This window comes from Leisingera aquaemixtae, from assembly GCF_001458395.1.
Taxonomy (GTDB): Bacteria; Pseudomonadota; Alphaproteobacteria; order Rhodobacterales; family Rhodobacteraceae; genus Leisingera; species Leisingera aquaemixtae.
The window spans coordinates 286,930-302,116 of sequence record NZ_CYSR01000040.1 but is presented as its reverse complement, the minus strand read 5'-3'; the positions used below and the strand labels follow the sequence as shown (position 1 = coordinate 302,116).

General features: G+C 60.6%; 18 protein-coding genes. 12 read left to right on the top strand and 6 right to left on the bottom strand.

Annotated features, from left to right (window positions below):
• Window positions 1–449: 449 nt before the first annotated feature.
• From PHA8399_RS21590 to PHA8399_RS21580, 3 genes are all read left to right on the top strand, one after another.
• Window positions 450–1,382 (top strand): DnaJ C-terminal domain-containing protein, encoded by a 933-nt coding sequence (locus tag PHA8399_RS21590; RefSeq protein WP_058288129.1) that lies wholly within the window; start codon window positions 450–452, stop codon window positions 1,380–1,382.
• Window positions 1,383–1,386: 4 nt separating this feature from the next.
• Window positions 1,387–1,686, top strand: coding sequence for a chaperone modulator CbpM (locus PHA8399_RS21585; RefSeq protein WP_058288128.1), 300 nt, complete (start codon window positions 1,387–1,389; stop codon window positions 1,684–1,686).
• A gap of 104 nt (window positions 1,687–1,790) precedes the next feature.
• The gene (locus PHA8399_RS21580) at window positions 1,791–2,171 is read left to right on the top strand and encodes a CBS domain-containing protein (protein ID WP_158509286.1); all 381 of its coding nucleotides are present in this window, start codon (window positions 1,791–1,793) and stop codon (window positions 2,169–2,171) included.
• Window positions 2,172–2,191: 20 nt separating this feature from the next.
• Here PHA8399_RS21580 and PHA8399_RS21575 read toward each other — a convergent pair whose 3' ends face one another.
• The 3 genes from PHA8399_RS21575 to PHA8399_RS21565 form a co-directional block, all read right to left on the bottom strand.
• Window positions 2,192–3,565, bottom strand: a complete 1,374-nt coding sequence (locus PHA8399_RS21575) for a magnesium transporter (RefSeq protein WP_082649608.1) — start codon at window positions 3,563–3,565, stop codon at window positions 2,192–2,194.
• A 115-nt stretch (window positions 3,566–3,680) separates the two neighbouring features.
• Complete coding sequence (groL, locus tag PHA8399_RS21570; RefSeq protein ID WP_058288126.1) at window positions 3,681–5,312, bottom strand: chaperonin GroEL; 1,632 nt, start codon at window positions 5,310–5,312, stop codon at window positions 3,681–3,683.
• 132 nt (window positions 5,313–5,444) lie between these two features.
• Window positions 5,445–6,329 carry a LysR family transcriptional regulator gene (locus tag PHA8399_RS21565; protein WP_058288125.1) on the bottom strand — a complete coding sequence of 295 codons (885 nt, stop codon included), beginning with the start codon at window positions 6,327–6,329 and terminating at the stop codon, window positions 5,445–5,447.
• A 159-nt stretch (window positions 6,330–6,488) separates the two neighbouring features.
• Here PHA8399_RS21565 and PHA8399_RS21560 point away from each other — a divergent pair, with 159 nt between their 5' ends.
• From PHA8399_RS21560 to PHA8399_RS22605, 3 genes are all read left to right on the top strand, one after another.
• The gene (locus tag PHA8399_RS21560) at window positions 6,489–7,139 is read left to right on the top strand and encodes a BON domain-containing protein (RefSeq protein WP_058288124.1); all 651 of its coding nucleotides are present in this window, start codon (window positions 6,489–6,491) and stop codon (window positions 7,137–7,139) included.
• A gap of 28 nt (window positions 7,140–7,167) precedes the next feature.
• Window positions 7,168–7,524: an SPW repeat domain-containing protein gene (locus PHA8399_RS21555; RefSeq protein WP_058288123.1), complete on the top strand. Its 357-nt coding sequence runs from the start codon at window positions 7,168–7,170 to the stop codon at window positions 7,522–7,524.
• A gap of 296 nt (window positions 7,525–7,820) precedes the next feature.
• On the top strand, window positions 7,821–8,270 hold the full coding sequence (locus PHA8399_RS22605) for a host attachment protein (protein ID WP_058288122.1): 450 nt from the start codon (window positions 7,821–7,823) through the stop codon (window positions 8,268–8,270).
• A 188-nt stretch (window positions 8,271–8,458) separates the two neighbouring features.
• Here PHA8399_RS22605 and PHA8399_RS21545 read toward each other — a convergent pair whose 3' ends face one another.
• A complete protein-coding gene (locus PHA8399_RS21545; protein WP_058288121.1) occupies window positions 8,459–10,021 on the bottom strand; it encodes an ATP-binding protein in 1,563 nt (520 codons plus the stop codon).
• An 86-nt stretch (window positions 10,022–10,107) separates the two neighbouring features.
• Between PHA8399_RS21545 and PHA8399_RS21540 the strand changes: the two genes are divergently transcribed.
• From PHA8399_RS21540 to PHA8399_RS21515, 5 genes are all read left to right on the top strand, one after another.
• Window positions 10,108–10,569, top strand: a complete 462-nt coding sequence (locus tag PHA8399_RS21540) for an SPW repeat protein (protein ID WP_208856362.1) — start codon at window positions 10,108–10,110, stop codon at window positions 10,567–10,569.
• Between the two features lie 79 nt (window positions 10,570–10,648).
• Window positions 10,649–11,170 carry a universal stress protein gene (locus PHA8399_RS21535; protein WP_058288119.1) on the top strand — a complete coding sequence of 174 codons (522 nt, stop codon included), beginning with the start codon at window positions 10,649–10,651 and terminating at the stop codon, window positions 11,168–11,170.
• An 83-nt stretch (window positions 11,171–11,253) separates the two neighbouring features.
• On the top strand, window positions 11,254–11,649 hold the full coding sequence (locus tag PHA8399_RS21530) for a DUF3775 domain-containing protein (RefSeq protein ID WP_208856360.1): 396 nt from the start codon (window positions 11,254–11,256) through the stop codon (window positions 11,647–11,649).
• A 631-nt stretch (window positions 11,650–12,280) separates the two neighbouring features.
• Window positions 12,281–12,634, top strand: coding sequence for an EF-hand domain-containing protein (locus PHA8399_RS21520; protein ID WP_058288116.1), 354 nt, complete (start codon window positions 12,281–12,283; stop codon window positions 12,632–12,634).
• Window positions 12,635–12,757: 123 nt separating this feature from the next.
• Window positions 12,758–12,997: a hypothetical protein gene (locus PHA8399_RS21515; RefSeq protein WP_058288115.1), complete on the top strand. Its 240-nt coding sequence runs from the start codon at window positions 12,758–12,760 to the stop codon at window positions 12,995–12,997.
• 206 nt (window positions 12,998–13,203) lie between these two features.
• On the opposite strand, the gene PHA8399_RS21510 is transcribed toward PHA8399_RS21515, so the two are convergent.
• The gene (locus PHA8399_RS21510) at window positions 13,204–13,524 is read right to left on the bottom strand and encodes a YgiT-type zinc finger protein (RefSeq protein ID WP_058288114.1); all 321 of its coding nucleotides are present in this window, start codon (window positions 13,522–13,524) and stop codon (window positions 13,204–13,206) included.
• 298 nt (window positions 13,525–13,822) lie between these two features.
• Here PHA8399_RS21510 and PHA8399_RS21505 point away from each other — a divergent pair, with 298 nt between their 5' ends.
• Window positions 13,823–14,545 (top strand): response regulator transcription factor, encoded by a 723-nt coding sequence (locus tag PHA8399_RS21505; RefSeq protein ID WP_145977107.1) that lies wholly within the window; start codon window positions 13,823–13,825, stop codon window positions 14,543–14,545.
• Between the two features lie 163 nt (window positions 14,546–14,708).
• On the opposite strand, the gene PHA8399_RS21500 is transcribed toward PHA8399_RS21505, so the two are convergent.
• Window positions 14,709–14,966 carry a helix-turn-helix domain-containing protein gene (locus PHA8399_RS21500; protein WP_058288112.1) on the bottom strand — a complete coding sequence of 86 codons (258 nt, stop codon included), beginning with the start codon at window positions 14,964–14,966 and terminating at the stop codon, window positions 14,709–14,711.
• Between the last annotated feature and the right edge of the window lie 221 nt (window positions 14,967–15,187).

The following is a 15,187-nucleotide window of genomic DNA, read 5'->3' as shown; positions in this document are numbered from 1 at the left end:
GGCATTTTCAGCCGGCACAGACCCCGATTATCCGTTCCTCAGCCTGTGCCGTTTCCGGCTTGAAATGCGTCACAAAAAAAACTTCTTTCGCCGGGCAAAAGCCTCCAGGTCCTCAGCTACCCGGCCAGCCTCATGCCCCAGACAACAAATACCTTATTGTCCCCGCCCAGCGGCACCCGTCCTGCAAGCTGAAAGCCGCGTACTCTTGAAGACACCCAAAGCTCCTCTGTCCGATTGATCCTTCAGCCGGTTGTCCTGGCCGGATTTCCCGGCTGAAGGAGGTTCCGCGGCAGCCGGAAAGCTCCGGCAGCATCTAGCCGTCATGGGGACAAGCTGCGTACCGCACAAATGTCGCAGATTCCCGACTGTACGGCATTGATGGCCGTCAACCGCGCCCCGGCCCCGGTGTGGCACAGTTGCGGAAGGACTGGAGCAGCGGAGGCGCTGGCATGGAGTTCAAGGATTATTACCAGGCGTTGGAGTTGCAGAAGGACGCCGGCAGCGAAGAGATCAAGCGAGCCTACCGCGGGCTGGCACGTCAGTTTCATCCCGACATCAACGCCTCTCCCGAGGCCGAGACGCGGTTCCGGGAGATTACCGAAGCCTACGAGGTGCTGAAGGATCCAGAGCGGCGCGCCGCCTATGACCGGCTCTGGAACCAGCAGCAACAATCCTCCGGCGGGGCCTTCACACCGCCGCCAGGCTGGCAGCAGGGGTTCAGCTTTACCAGCGGCGGCACTGATCGGGGCGAAGTTTTCAGCGACTTCTTCGAAACCCTGTTCCGTCGGCCCTCGCCCTTTGCCAAGGCAAGGCACGAACGCAGCACCAGCCAGCATGCCCGCATCCGGATCGATATCCCGGACGCCTACACTGGCGGCAGCCGGGTGCTGACGCTGCAGACCCCTGTAGCAGCCGAAGATGGGACCGTACAGCTGAAGTCCCGCGATATCCCGGTCTATATCCCCAAGGGGATTGTGGAAGGCCAGCACATCCGTCTGCCCGGCCAAGGTCCGCAGTCTCCCGGCGGCGGTCCGCCCGGCGACCTTCTGCTGGAAGTGTTTTTTGCACCCCACCCGGTTTACCGGGCCGACGGAAAGGATCTGTACCTCGATCTGCCGCTAGCGCCTTGGGAGGCGGTTCTCGGTGGCAAAATCCGGATGCCCGCGCCAGTTGGCAGCCTCGCGGTGAAAGTGCCGCCCAACGCCCGCAATGGCCAGATCCTTCGCCTTAGGGGCAAGGGGCTGCCAGGATCGCCCTCCGGCGACATCTACGCAACTTTCAAGATAGTAAACCCGAAGGTCACGACCGATACCGCTCGCAGACTGTTTGAGCAAATGGCCCGGGAAATCCCGTTCAACCCGCGCGCCAGTATAGGGGGATAAGCGCATGAAAACCACCGCACCGGATAGCCAGATTCTCGACAGTCTTACGCTGCAGGAATTATGCCGTTTCTGCCGCGCCGAAGAGAGCTGGGTCGTGGAACTGGTGCAGCAAGGCGTCCTGGAACCCGAAGGCACCGGAGCGGCGAACTGGCGCTTCCACGGCCTATCCATAACCCGCGCCAAGAAGGCGCGGCGGCTCAGCTGCGATCTGGGTATCAATGCCGTCGGCGTGGCACTGGTGCTGGACCTTCTGGAGCAGCGGGAATATCTCCTGCGGCGGCTCGGCCGGTACGAAAACCTCTGACTGGCGGTTCGCGGGCTGTTGACGGCGGTCAATGCCGTTTCGGCCCGGAAGGTTATCCTCCCAACGTTCAGCACAGGAATGCAGCTATGATAGTCAGGCAGGCCATGTCACGTGCAACTGCGACCGCTGGGACGAATACTCCCATCCGCAGTATCGCGCGTATCATGCAGCAGCAGAACACGGGTGCGGTTGTCATCGGCAGCAGGGACTGCCTGCTAGGCATTCTCACTGACCGGGATATAGTGATCCGGGTGCTGGCAGCCGGCGGCGACCCCGCCACGGTGACCGCCGGTGAAGTTATGACCCGCAACCCGGTCTATTGCAGTGCCGATGAACCTTTGGATGATGCGGTATTTCTGATGGAGATCGGGCGGTTCCGGCAAATGCCGGTGCTGGACGGAAAGGGGCGGCTTTGCGGAATGCTCCGCCTAGGAGGCGAGCCACAACGGGCGGCGCAGGGCCAAGGGAGTGAATCCGCGGCATGATTTGCCGGGAGACACAGGTGTCATACCAGGAACGGCATCATCGCGCTGGCAAAGCTGAGGACCAGGAAAAACCCGGCCATGTCGGTGATCGTGGTCAGCAACGGCCCGCTGGCGGCAGCAGGGTCCTGGCCGGCACGTTTCAGCACCAAGGGAACGATACCGCCGATTGACACAGCCACAAAAGTGTTCAGAGCCAGCGCCCCGCCGATCACAAGCCCCAAAAACGGATTGCCCTTCCAGCCCCAGGCCACAAGCCCGATCAGGATACCAAGAACAATCCCGTTGATCACACCAACTGCCGCTTCTTTCTTCCAAATACGCCAGACATCAGCGGGACGTGCCAAACCCAGAGAAAGCTCGCGCATGCTGACTGCAACAGCCTGATTGCCGGAGCAGCCGCTCATGTCCGAAACCATTGGCAGAAAGACAGCAATAGCAATCACCGCCGCCAGGGTCTCCTCGTAGGCTGCAATAACGCTCGCAGCGATGACGTTGAGAACGATATTTGCCGACAGCCATTGCAGTCGCCGGCGGGCGCGCAGTTTCAACGGCATCGTCCGCAGTTCGTCTCCAAACACCCCTTGCCGCCGCAGGTTCTCCGTCTCAGCCCGCGAAAGCAGCGCCTCATCCACGGCAGAGCGCGAGACCACACCAGCCAGCACACCGCCCTCCTCCACAACCGGAAGCCCCAGAAACGGATGTTCACTGAAAATATCCTGAAGCTCCTCCAGCGGCGTGTTGGCCGGAACAGTCAGCGGCGCTGTCATGATCTCCGTCAGGCTGGCCCCCCGGCGGGTAGTCAGCAGCCGTCGCAGCGAAACCACTCCTACAGGAACGCCGCTGGAATTGACCACATAGGGGTGCTGACCACGATACCGTTCGAAATCCTCGGAATCCGAAACGAAACGCCGCAAGACATCGCCGACCTTGTCAGATTCCTGAAACGTGAAGGCCTCTGCTGCCATAAGACCGCCGGCGACGTGGCCTTCGTAACTTGAAAGACGCCTGACGTCAGCTGCATCAGCCGGCGTCAAACGAGCCAGAATAGCCTCCGCCTCCGTATCATCAAGACCGCCGATCACATCGGCCCTGATGTTCGAACCCAGCTCATCAATGATCCCGGCGGCGGTCCCGGATTCCAACCCCACCACGAGGCTGGCAGCCAGCTCGTTCGGGGCTTCCTCGACGATTTCCGCAGCCCGCGCAGCAGGAAGCAGCGACAGCGCAAGGCTCCGGTCCTCTGGCGGAAGGTTGGTCAGCTCTCGCAGCGCATCACTAACTGCAAGCGGCTCCAGCACCTCTGCCAGCGCCGCACCGTCCCGCTCCGCCAGTGCCCGGTTGAGCCGATCTTCGGCCTCGTTCACGTTACCGGGGTCTGTCCTGGCATCGGCCATGTTTTTCTCATTCTGTCTGTGCGGCAGCGGAAACAAACCATCGAAAGGCAGTGCCGCCCGGCTGCAACTTCACCACGAGGCTTCAGTCTGCTGCACCGGAAGCCGCAAGGCCGCGTTAGAAATCCATGCCGTCCAAGCCACCCGGATAACCGGAGTGCGCTGCCGCCTTGGGATGGTCCACCACCACCGCTTCGGTGGTCATCATTAGACCGGCAACCGACACTGCGTTTTGCAAGGCGATCCGCACCACCTTGGCAGGATCCACGATCCCCGCCTCGAACATGTCGGCCAAACAGTCATTCTGCGCATCGTAGCCCCAGGCGGTGTCGTTCTTCTCCAGCAGCTTGCCTGCGATCAGCGCTTCGTCCTTGCCCGCATTACGGATAATCCGGCGCACCGGCTCTGCCGCCGCTTTGCGGACGATGGCAATGCCGGCCCGCATATCGCCGTTTGCGGCTTCCAGCCCATCCAGCGCCCGCGCCGCATAGAGCAGCGCTGCGCCGCCGCCCGGCACAATCCCTTCCTCGGTCGCCGCGCGGGTGGCATGCAGCGCATCCTCGATCCGGTCCTTGCGCTCCTTAACCTCCGCTTCGCTGGCACCGCCGACCTGGACAATCGCGACACCGCCGCTCAGCTTCGCCAGCCGCTCCTCCAGCTTTTCTCGGTCATAGTCAGACTTTGTTTCTTCGATCTGCTGCCGGATCGCTTTGCAGCGCGCCTCTATTTCCGGTTTGGCACCGCCGCCGCCGATTAGTGTGGTGTCATCCTTGCTGACCATAACCCGCGCCGCCTGCCCCAGCATGTCCAGCGTGACATTCTCTAGCTTCATACCCAAATCGGCGGAAATGACTGTGGCTCCGGTCAGCACTGCAATGTCCTGCAGCATCTCCTTGCGGCGGTCGCCAAAACCGGGCGCCTTCACCGCAGCGCATTGCAGGCTGCCGCGCAGCTTGTTGACAACCAGAGCCGCCAGCGCCTCCCCATCCACATCCTCGGCAATCACCAGTACCGGCTTACCGTGTTTGATCACCGCCTCCAGCACCGGAATAAACGGCGCCAGATTTGAGATTTTCTTGTCAAACAGAAGGATGAACGGCGCTTCCAGCTCCACGCTGAGGCTGTCCGCCTCGGTGATGAAATAAGGGGAAAGGTAACCGCGATCAAATTGCATTCCCTCCACCGTTTCCAACCGGGTTTCGCGCGACTTGGCCTCCTCGATGGTGATCACCCCGGTTCTCCCTACCCGCTCCATCGCTTCGGTCAGAATTTGCCCGGCCTCGGTGTCGCCATTGGAAGCAATGGTTGCAACCTGTGTGATTTGCGCGCTGGTGTTTACCGGGCGCGACAGACCCGTCAACGCTTCCACCAAGGCTTCGGCGCCGCGGTCAATTCCGCGCTTCACGTCCATCGGGTTCATCCCTGCTGCAACCGCCTTGCAGCCTTCGCGCAGGATGGAGCGGGCCAGAACAGTGGCAGTGGACGTGCCGTCGCCTGCCAGCTTGGCAGTGCGCTCCGCCACTTCGCGGATCAGCCGGATACCAGTGTTTTCCACCGGGTCCGGCAACTCAATGGACTTGGCAACGGACACGCCGTCTTTGGTCGAGCGCGGCGCTCCAAAGCTTTTTTCGATCAGCACGTTACGGCCGCGAGGACCCAGCGTCGCGTTCACCGCATCGGCAAGAACATTTACACCGCCCAGCATACGGTGCCGGGCGTTCTCGGAAAAAATGATGTCTTTCGCACTCATGGGACTGATCCAGCCAAAAGTTGTCTCGTCCCGCGAAAATGTGCCATGCGCCTGATCTGTGAAAGCGCTTCAGTGATGATTTTTTCTCACCGATGTTATCGAGTATTCGAATACATCATATTTTTCAGTGCTCTACACGCCACCTACCGCCTCATCCCGCTCCACGGTTCCGCCACCGAGGGCATACTGCCGCAAAAACTGCACCGCCTGCCCCGCATACTCACCGCGTTGACCTTCACTGATCACGGCATAGGCCGAATAGCCAAACCGCGGCGCCCCTTCGATCCGGCGCAGCCAGCCCGCCCTCAGATCCGCCGCAACCAGCCGTTTAGGAAAGTAGGCGGAGGCCGGCACGTTCCTCAGGTGCTGCAAGGCCAGCGTTCCGATGTCCAGCTGAAACCCCGGCGTGCGAATGTCCGGCAAGACCAGCAGGTGATCGGCGCGAAATTCCGGTCCCCAGTCGACCAGCACATACTCGGTGCCGAACGGATCCGTGCTGGTGTCCGGGTCGCTGCTGACCAGCACAAATTCATCCTCGAACAGCTGCTCCACCGCCAGCCCCGCCGCCGCTTTAGGTCGGTAGGCGACCATCAGGTCCAGTCCGCCTTGGCCGAACAGTTGAACCAGAGCGTCAGACGCCATGGCTGATGCCCGCACTGCCACTTCCGGGAGCGCCCGCCGTAGACCCGGCAAGGCCCCAGTCAGGAACCCGTCCCACAGACTGGAGGGCGCCCCGACCGCCAGCACCGTCTCCATCCCAGCAGGCAGCGCCGCATCCAGTTTGGCCTGCATCCAGGTCCGCGCCAATGTCTGCGCATGGCGCTGAAAATGCCGCCCGGCCTCTGTCAGCGCTGCCCCAGTCTTGCTGCGGTCAAACAGGCTCCGCCCCAGCTGCTGTTCCAGCGCCCGGATGCGCAGGCTGACGGTCGACTGAGCCACATGCACCCGCTTGGCGGCCTCCAGAAAGCTGCCGGTTTCGGCCACAGCCAGAAAGGTCCGTGCCAGTTCGATATCCATGGCTCAACTCCAATGCGGGCGATACAGTCTAGCAGAAGCCGCCCGTGTCCCGAAGCGCAGAGACACAACTCTTGCCCGCCATCAATGAAACTTCCGGCAAATGGTTCATACTGGTGTCACCGCGGCGAAAGGCGCTGCGGCGCGTTCGGGAAGCCAGCCATGAAAGACACCACACTCAGACGGGAAATCATCGAGGAACTGGACCTCGTCCCCAGCATCGACGCGGCCTCAATCGGCGTCTCGGTGGAGGATGGGATCGCGACCCTCACCGGCCATGTTCCAACCGGCGCGCAGAAACAGGCAATCGGCAAGACCGTCAAACGCGTCAGCGGCGTGCGCGCTGTCGTGATGGAAATTGAAGTGCGGCCCATCGGTGAGCATCTGGACGCCGACGATGAAATCGCCCGGCGTGCGGTTGAGGCGCTTCGTTGGGGCGACTCGGTCCCCAAGGACACGGTCAAGGTCGAGGTCGAGCACGGCGTTCTGACCCTCACCGGACAGGCCGGCTGGAGCTTTGAGAAAGCCGCGGCTGAACGGGCTGTGCAGAAGGTTTCAGGTGTAAAGCAAATCATCAACCAAATCGGGATCACCTCCGCAGTCAGCCACACAAACGTTCGGATGAGCATTGAAACCGCCCTGCGGCGCGACGCCGCCAGGGAGGCCAAGGGCATTCAGATCAATATCGACGACCGCGCGGTCACATTGACCGGGCGAGTGCGCACCGAGGCCGAACGGGATGCCGCCCGACGAGCTGCCTGGGCGGTGCCTGGCGTCAGCAGCGTAGTCGACGGTCTCAGCGTGGAACCGTGATCTGCCCAACTCAGAGAAGGTTCGCACGATGAACCGCGCCCATTGGCAGGACTGCGTGAGTTTCACTGCTGGCCTCTGGCTTTTACTGGCACCGCTTGCCTTCCGCATCGACTGGCCTGTCGGCCTTGACCTTACGCATATCGCCATGAACTCCCTGGCATCCGGTCTAGCGGCAGCGGCACTGGCCATGCTGGAAATGTTTGTCTTTCTCAGATGGCTGGAACTGGCCATCACGCTGCTTGGGCTTTGGGTAATCTGGGCGCCTTGGATGCTCGGTTTCTATCTGGTTCCCGCCGCACTGGCCCAATCACTGGTCTGCGGCTCTGTGCTGGCGCTGATGGGAGGCTTATCACTGCTGCAACCTTCTTGGGACGACATGCCCTGACCCTTTTCGCCATCGGGCAGCGGGCCATGGGAGACAATAGCCCCATCAGTCTTGTCAGCAGTCAATGCGCGCTTCGCAAAACCGTTCAAAATAGTTCTGGAGAGGCGAACAGCGAGGATGCCATGCCCGCACCGGACACGATACGTAAAGCAGCTTGCCAACCCCAGGGCCCCCTTCAGAAGCCTACCGCATCCTGTTCCACGCTTTCTTTGCCGCCTGCCCGCATCGGATCAGTGAGTTTGCAGCATGGCACGACAGCCCCAGCACCGCTGAATGCGCAGGTTCCGGAGAACCTCATGAACTCGGACCGCAACTGGTATGTCATCATCAATTCGCACCGTGCGCGGATCCTGCAGGGGCTGCCTAAACCCCATAGCCCCGCAGGGCTGGAGATTGTGCTGCAGGCTCCAGAACGGCACGTCCGCGGCATCATCGCCGGCAAACCCGGGCGCGCCTTTGCCCCCACCGGCAACGGACGCCGTCCGGCCAGGCAATCGCACCAGTCGCCGCAGCGGGCCGACCAGTGCGAATTCTTGCGCGATGTGTCCGATTTCCTGAACTCGGCGCTACGTGATCAGAACTTCGACAGGCTTGTGCTGTTTGCTTCGCCCAGCATTCTGGGAGTCTGGCGCGAAGAGGTACCGGACAGTCTGCAGGCAAAAGTGACACGGGAATTTGCAAAGAACCTGGTGCGCCTGCCCTACCATTCGCTGGCTGATGCAATTCGCGAAGCACTCTCCTCCTGAAACACTGCACCTCTCTTCATGGCCGTTGACGGCTGTCAATGCACTTTGCGGTGCAAACTGCCAGACTGCTGCCGCCGCCGCCCGCTGCACGGGCTGCGCGGCAGAGCGAATGCCCTTGCAACCCTGTTCCTAGCGAGGCCGCGGGCATTCCGGCAGGCCGGATCCGCCCCGGCGTTCCGGCCTGCGTCTTACCCCTCCGCCTTTCCTGCTGCCAATAGGGCCCGGCGGACCGCCCGCGCCAGCACCTGCAACGAATAAGGCTTAGCGATCAGCTCGGAGCGAACCATAATCCGCCGCCGCCGTGGCACCATGCGCGAAGCATAGCCCGAGGTCAGCAGAACCCCGACCCCCGGAAACCTGCGGCGCAGTAGCAGTGCCAGGTCATAGCCCGAAAGCCTGCCCGGCATCACAACATCGGAAAACACCAAGTCTACCGGTTCCCCCTGTTTCAGCAGCGCTAGTGCTGCCTCGCCGTCGGCGGCCTCCAGAACGGCATAGCCTAACACTTCCAGCCGCTGCAGGACCGCTTCCCGCACCAGTGGGTCGTCTTCTACGACCAGGATCAACTGACCGTCGCCAAAGGGGAGATCCGCATCCTCCCCGTCGTCCGGATCCTGCGCAGCCTCAAGAGTGCGCGGCAGGTATAGGCTGACCGTGGTCCCTTCCCCTGGCAGGCTGTCCAGCAGCAGGAAGCCACCCGCCCGGGCCACTGTCATCCCGACGCTCGTCAGCCCCAGCCCGCTGCCCGCACCGGTTGGTTTGGTGGTGAAAAACGGCTCCATCGCCTGCTCTGCAACTTCGGACGGCATTCCGCTTCCAGTGTCAGCGACGGAGATACGCACAAAATCACCAGGCATCGCTCCGGCTATTCGGGCAGCCTCCGCAGTCGTTAGTTGAACATTCTTCGTGGCAATCGTGACCTCACCGCTGCCGTCAATCGCATCACGCGCATTCGCCACTAAGTTTAAGAGAGCACCGTCCAACTCGCTTGGGTCGGCTTTTACCGGCCAGACATCCGCGCCGGGATGGAACTGCAGCCGGGTATCCTCACTCAGAATTCTTTCCACGACCTGCCAAGTGTCGGTGATATGCCGGTTCACTTTAATCACAGCCGGTTCGGACCTCCGCCCCCCCGCCAGTGCCAGAAGCCGCTTATTGAAGCTGGCTCCCATCTCGGCTGCCTCGCTCGCCCGCCGCAGCAATCCGCGCGCGTCCTCATTCCGGATACGGAACGCCGCCAGCTCCAGATTGGCGAGGATCACCGTCAGCAGGTTGTTGAAGTCATGAGCGATAACACCAGCCAGCCGCCCGATGGTTTCCAGCCGCTGCCGCTTGGATTGCTCCGTCTCATAGTCACCGTCCGCCTCCGCCGCCTCGCAATACAGGCTGAGCCCCGCTACGGCTCCGTCCAGGTCTTTCACCGGCTCTACCCGCCACCGCAGCAATACTGTCCGGTGACCGCCCGTCGCAAAACTGTCCATTCCTGCACTGCCACTGCCCGTCTCCAGCGCCCGGTGCAGAGCCGCGCACCAGGCCGCGGGGCTATCTGGACGCAGTTGCTGATGCCGCACCCCAGCGAGATCGCGGGCCCCAAACCCGTGCAACCCTGCCCAGGCCTTCGACCACGCGGAATAGCGAAGATCCGCGTCAAGAAACGCCAGTGCCGCCGGTGCAGCTGTAATGAACCGCACCAGCGCGCCGCCGAGGGATGCGGCTTCCTGTTCGGAAAATGGCTGTTCCGGCTTGGCCATCAGCTGCGCTCCGCCCTGTGCCTCTGGATGATACCACAGCAGACCACGCCAAGGGAGCGGCACAGGCACAAGGGGGGGGCGGATTGATGGCAGTCAATGCAGATCCGCACCAACATGGCAATATTGCTAAGGCGGCAGAAAGCCGCGGTTCAAGACATGAGGATGAACCAATGAAACGGCAATTGAGTAAACAGCACTGGCAAGACTGGATCACGCTGATTGTTGGGATCTGGCTGATACTGTCCCCCCGGCTGCTCGGCTTGCCAGATGGTGGTGCAGAACCAGCTGCTGGTGTTTCAGCCGCCACCTGGAATTTCATGATCATTGGCGCCGTCGTCGCGGTCCTTGCAGCCTTTGAGCTGTTCGCCTTCCGCGAATGGGAAGAATGGATTGGCGCAGCGCTCGGCGCTTGGCTGGTGATCTCACCATGGGTGCTCGGGTTCCAAGTATCCTTCCCCGCAACGGCGAATGCTGTGGTCAGCGGTCTGATAGTCGCCGCTCTCAGCGGCTGGACCGCCATCGAGGTTTATCGCGGCGGCCACGCTTGACACATCCCGGCGCCAGCCTGCCGGACAAAATGTCGACGGGCTGGCGCCTGCGTTCCTGCCGATACTGAAGGGTCCCGCCATGGCTCAGAAAATTCTTGTGGCAACAGACGGCTCCAAAGCTGCGAAGCGGGCGGTTCAGTTCGCTGCAGGCCTGGCCGCGGGTCTGGAGGCAGAGCTGATCATCCTGCATGTCCTGCTGCACAGCCGACGCTCAGAAGAACTTATAAATCTGGCAGAGGCCGAGCACATCTTGGACCACGTAGCAGGAGAATTGGCGCTCACCAATGTGCCTGAAAACATCAGTCAGCTGATTAGTGAAACCAGCCGTGCCGGCACCATTGCGCAGGCCGTGACCGCAATCGGACGGCTTATCCAGCGATGGGCCGAGAAATCCGCCCGCGCCGCAGGGGCCAGCAACATTCGCACCCTGACCCTGCCCGGTGATTGCGCCGAAGAAATCCTGAACGTCGCCGAACTGGAAGGGTGCGACATAGTCGTGGTCGGGCAGAAAGGGCTGGGGCCGGCGCGGCGATATCTGCACGACAGCGTCTCAAATAAGGTGCTGCGCCGTGCGCAATGCACAGTAATCCTAGCCCGCTAAAGCTAGACAACGCAGAAAGATCTGCCATGGCAAGTTTAGACCACAGTACCGTGCAACCTGAAGTCGCACCTCTGGACTTAGAGGTGCCACTGGACACAGTGTGTTACATCATCGCCCTCGCCAGAGACTATGACGGCAAATCGGACTGCACCGACCCCTCTGCCAGCGGCATGGACGAGGACGACATGGCGCTTGGCATTCTTGAGGACCGCCCCTCCGATCCTGTGGAGGAGGAACTGATCTCTATCATATCCGACCTCAGCCTGGATGCGCAGATGGACCTAGTTGCACTGATGTGGCTGGGGCGTGACGGCACCAGCATTGACGACTGGCCGGAATTGCGTGCCATGGCAGAAGATCATCAGAATGGCAGTACCGCCGGATACCTCTGTGGCACTCCCATGTTATGCGACCACTTGGCGGCAGGCCTTGATCTGATTGGCCTCAACTGCGGTACATTCGACGCGCGGTACGGATAGCACCCTGCACCCGCCACCGCCCTGCGGTTCGCTCTCACCGAAAACGGGGAAACAGCTTAGCTCGCATCAACCGCGCAAACGCGCGCAGCTTGGTCTTTCCCTGTGCCAGCTGCCGCCGCCCCAGCAAATGCTGAACACACCTCTGCTCCACCGAGTAATAGCTTGCTATTTCGGCACAGCTCAGACCCAAGTCAGCCAGCGCCCCGACGGATTTCTCCGGCTCTGACCCAAGCTTTTCGCAATCACAAAGCAGTCCCCCGGCGGTCCCTCCAGTTCCGATTGTCTCGAAAGTCCAGGGAGTGCTCTCTGGCGCGATCTCATGGTCATCATCAGCCGCCTGCAGCGGCAGTTTATCTGGGTGGGGCATTGGACCGGCACTCTTCACAGACAACTCCCGTAGCAGATACAGGACGCATGACCGCACAACATTGACGGGCGTCAACGGCGGCAGCTTCCCGCCTAGAAATATCCCCCTTTCCGCTTATAGCCTCGGCTCAGCCGCGCCGCCGTTGACGGCTATCAATGGCCGGTCGCGGGGCGCTTTCTAACCTGAACCAGCGGGCGCGTATCTGTAAGGCGCCTTTTGGTTTTGGAGGTGAGAATGAGAGTATTCACATATGCAGTCCCAGGTTTGGCCGCTGCCGTTGCAGCCGCCTTTGCCCTGCTCGCAGTGCCGGTTGAACCGCTCGGCAAGGTCGATTCCAACAACGACAGAAAACTCAGCTATCAGGAGCTGACCCAAGCCTACCCGGATGTCAGCAGAACCCTTTTTGCCTCATTGGACTGCAGCCGGGACGGTTTCCTGGACGGGGCGGAATATGACGCCGCCGCCACAGCGGGCTGCCTGGAGACACGCAGGCTGGCGGCGTCGGTGCTGCAGCATTGCCTGGCTCCGGCGCGGTGCGCTCTGGACCGCCACGCCGGTCAAGTGAGCACTATTAAGAGCGGGCCCAGCTTATGGACGGAAGACAGCCGTGAGGCGTAAACCCGCCGGTCCGGGTTGGCCCGCAAACAGCGTTGACGCCCGTCAATGAAACCCGTTTGACCGTGACTATCCTGCTGTTGCCGGTCCGTAAAAAGTACGCACCGTTTTGCAGTGGAGATTACCATGAAAGTTTACACACTTACTGCTGCTGCTATGGCCATGGCGGCAAGTGCTGCCCTGGCAGCGATGTCGGACGTCGATGCCGACGAAGACGGCATGGCGAGCTACGAGGAACTGACAGCGGTCTACCCCGATGTCACTGAAGACCAGTTCACCGCAATGGACGCCAATGAGGACGGCAGCCTCGATCAGGAGGAAATGGACGCCGCGACTGAAGCGGGAACTTTGGCTGCGCTGGACTGAATCTGCGGCTGAAGCCATCGCAACAGGGCGGCCCTGCTGGGCGGTTACCACCCGCCAGCAGGGCCGTTTCGCGTCTGACACCAGAAGACTGGTTACCCCGATTGGCAGCAGATCCCCCATTTCACCACGCCAATCAAAAAGCCGGCCCTAGGAAAGCGCCAGGACCAGTAAGATGACCAGTCCAAGGAGTACCGGTTTTACCGATGTCATAAGCGTTCCGGATTCAGCACGGCGAAATCGAACACCGGCACGATCAGGCGCGAGACCAAGCCGACTATACTCTCTCCGTTCTGACACATCTGCTGCAAGCCGGCCGCTGTTTCCGGGCCGATAAACTCCTCACCGCAGGCCGGGCAGACCAAAGCCGGAATATTCTCCACGACCATCAGTTTGGCTTCGCGCCAGACCGCGGTCTTGACGTGCTGCCGCTCCAGTTGGCTTTGAACGCAGCGGCCGCAGAGCGGCAACTGCCCGGTTCCTTCCTGGCGGTGCCGAAGCTCATCAATATTGGCGATGTTCGTTTTCATGACTCGTACTGTCCCATTGTGGCGCACCGACGACCGGTTTGACCCTGGCCAGATGCATAAACTTCATTGAGCCGCTGCCCCATGTGAAATCCCTGGCCCTAGGGCCATGGAATCGGCAGGGACGGCAGCGGGGATCTGAATGGTGCGCCGTGCTGCAAAACCTGCAATGACAGCCGTCAATGAGGAGCGCACCTGCGGGTCGCAGAGGGTTCTGGCAGCTAGAAGCTGAACCGCCCCGCGTGGCTTCCCTCGCAAGTGGGAAATGGCTACAATGGGCCAGAACTGGACATTTGCTCTCATGGCTCAGATTTCTGTCCTTGCCGTTGAAGACGAACCCGATGTGAGGGAAACGCTGCGCATTGGGTTGGAGGGACAGGGTTGGACTGTGGTTGAGGCTTGGGACCGGGAATCCCTGTTCACGGCCATCAGGGACCACCATATAGACATTGTCACCCTGGACCTGAAACTGGGCCAGGAGGACGGGCTGGAATTGGCCCGGGAACTTCGCCAGCAACGCAACCTTCCAATCCTGATAATTTCCGGCAGGACCGAACCATTTGATCGGGTTCAGGGCCTGGAAAACGGCGCCGACGATTACGTGGTCAAACCTTTCCTCGTCCGGGAGGTTATCCTGAGGATTGCAGCCATCCTTGAACGGTATCGGACGCCATCAGTAGCCGGTAGCAGGATCACACTGGGCCGCAATGTGCTGGATATAAAGCGTGGAATAATCCTCCGTCCGAATGGACAGACCATTGATCTGACAAACATGGAACAGCAATTGCTGGAACTTTTTCTACGCTATCCTGGCCGGGTACTGAGCCGCGATGACATCTCAATGGCTTTGCACGGCCGCAACTGGGCACCATTGGACCGCACCATCGACGGCCATGTCGCACGGCTTCGGCGAAAGATCGAGGAACCTGGAGAAGCCCCGGTTCTGATCCGCTCAGTTCGCGGGATAGGCTATGTCTGGAACAGTAACCCCCTTCCACAACAACATGACAACCCGGCACAATAGATACACGGAAGGTTGGAAGGCTCTGCAGTTTGGGACGTTATTTCTGGTCGCCAGGAAAACACTAACTATGGATTTTCGCAAACTAGCACAGCGTGTTGTAAACCTTGCAACCGGTCAGTTGGAGTGTCCCACTATCCAGCACATCTCCACAGCGAATAGGCCTTCACAAGCGCTGGTCCAACAACACATTCGGCTCAACGACGGCCAAGATTTCCCGAGTTTCAACACCGATGGCGCGCGCGATGACAATAAGCTCTACAACGTCAATGCGACGCTGACCGCTTTCGACCCTAGCGACCATAGACTGGTGACAGTTTAGCTTTTTCGCAAGGTCCGCCTGCGACAGGCCAGCCGCCTTTCTTGCTTCGACCAAGACTTGGCAGAGCACTTCCTGACCTTTGCTGTGAATAGTGTTGCTCATTGCCGCTTCGCCTTGCTCAGCGGCACAATGATCTATAAACCGGATTATCTAAAATTTAGATATTTCACGGCATTGGAGCGAGCGTGATCGACTACCCTACTGGTTTTGAACCGAAATTTTTGTTGAAAAGCAAACTGCATCTCAGCACCGCACGAGAGGAATCGCTTTGAAACGACAAGCTCAGGAATTCGATCAACGTTCGCGCCTGGCGCTAGTTGTCC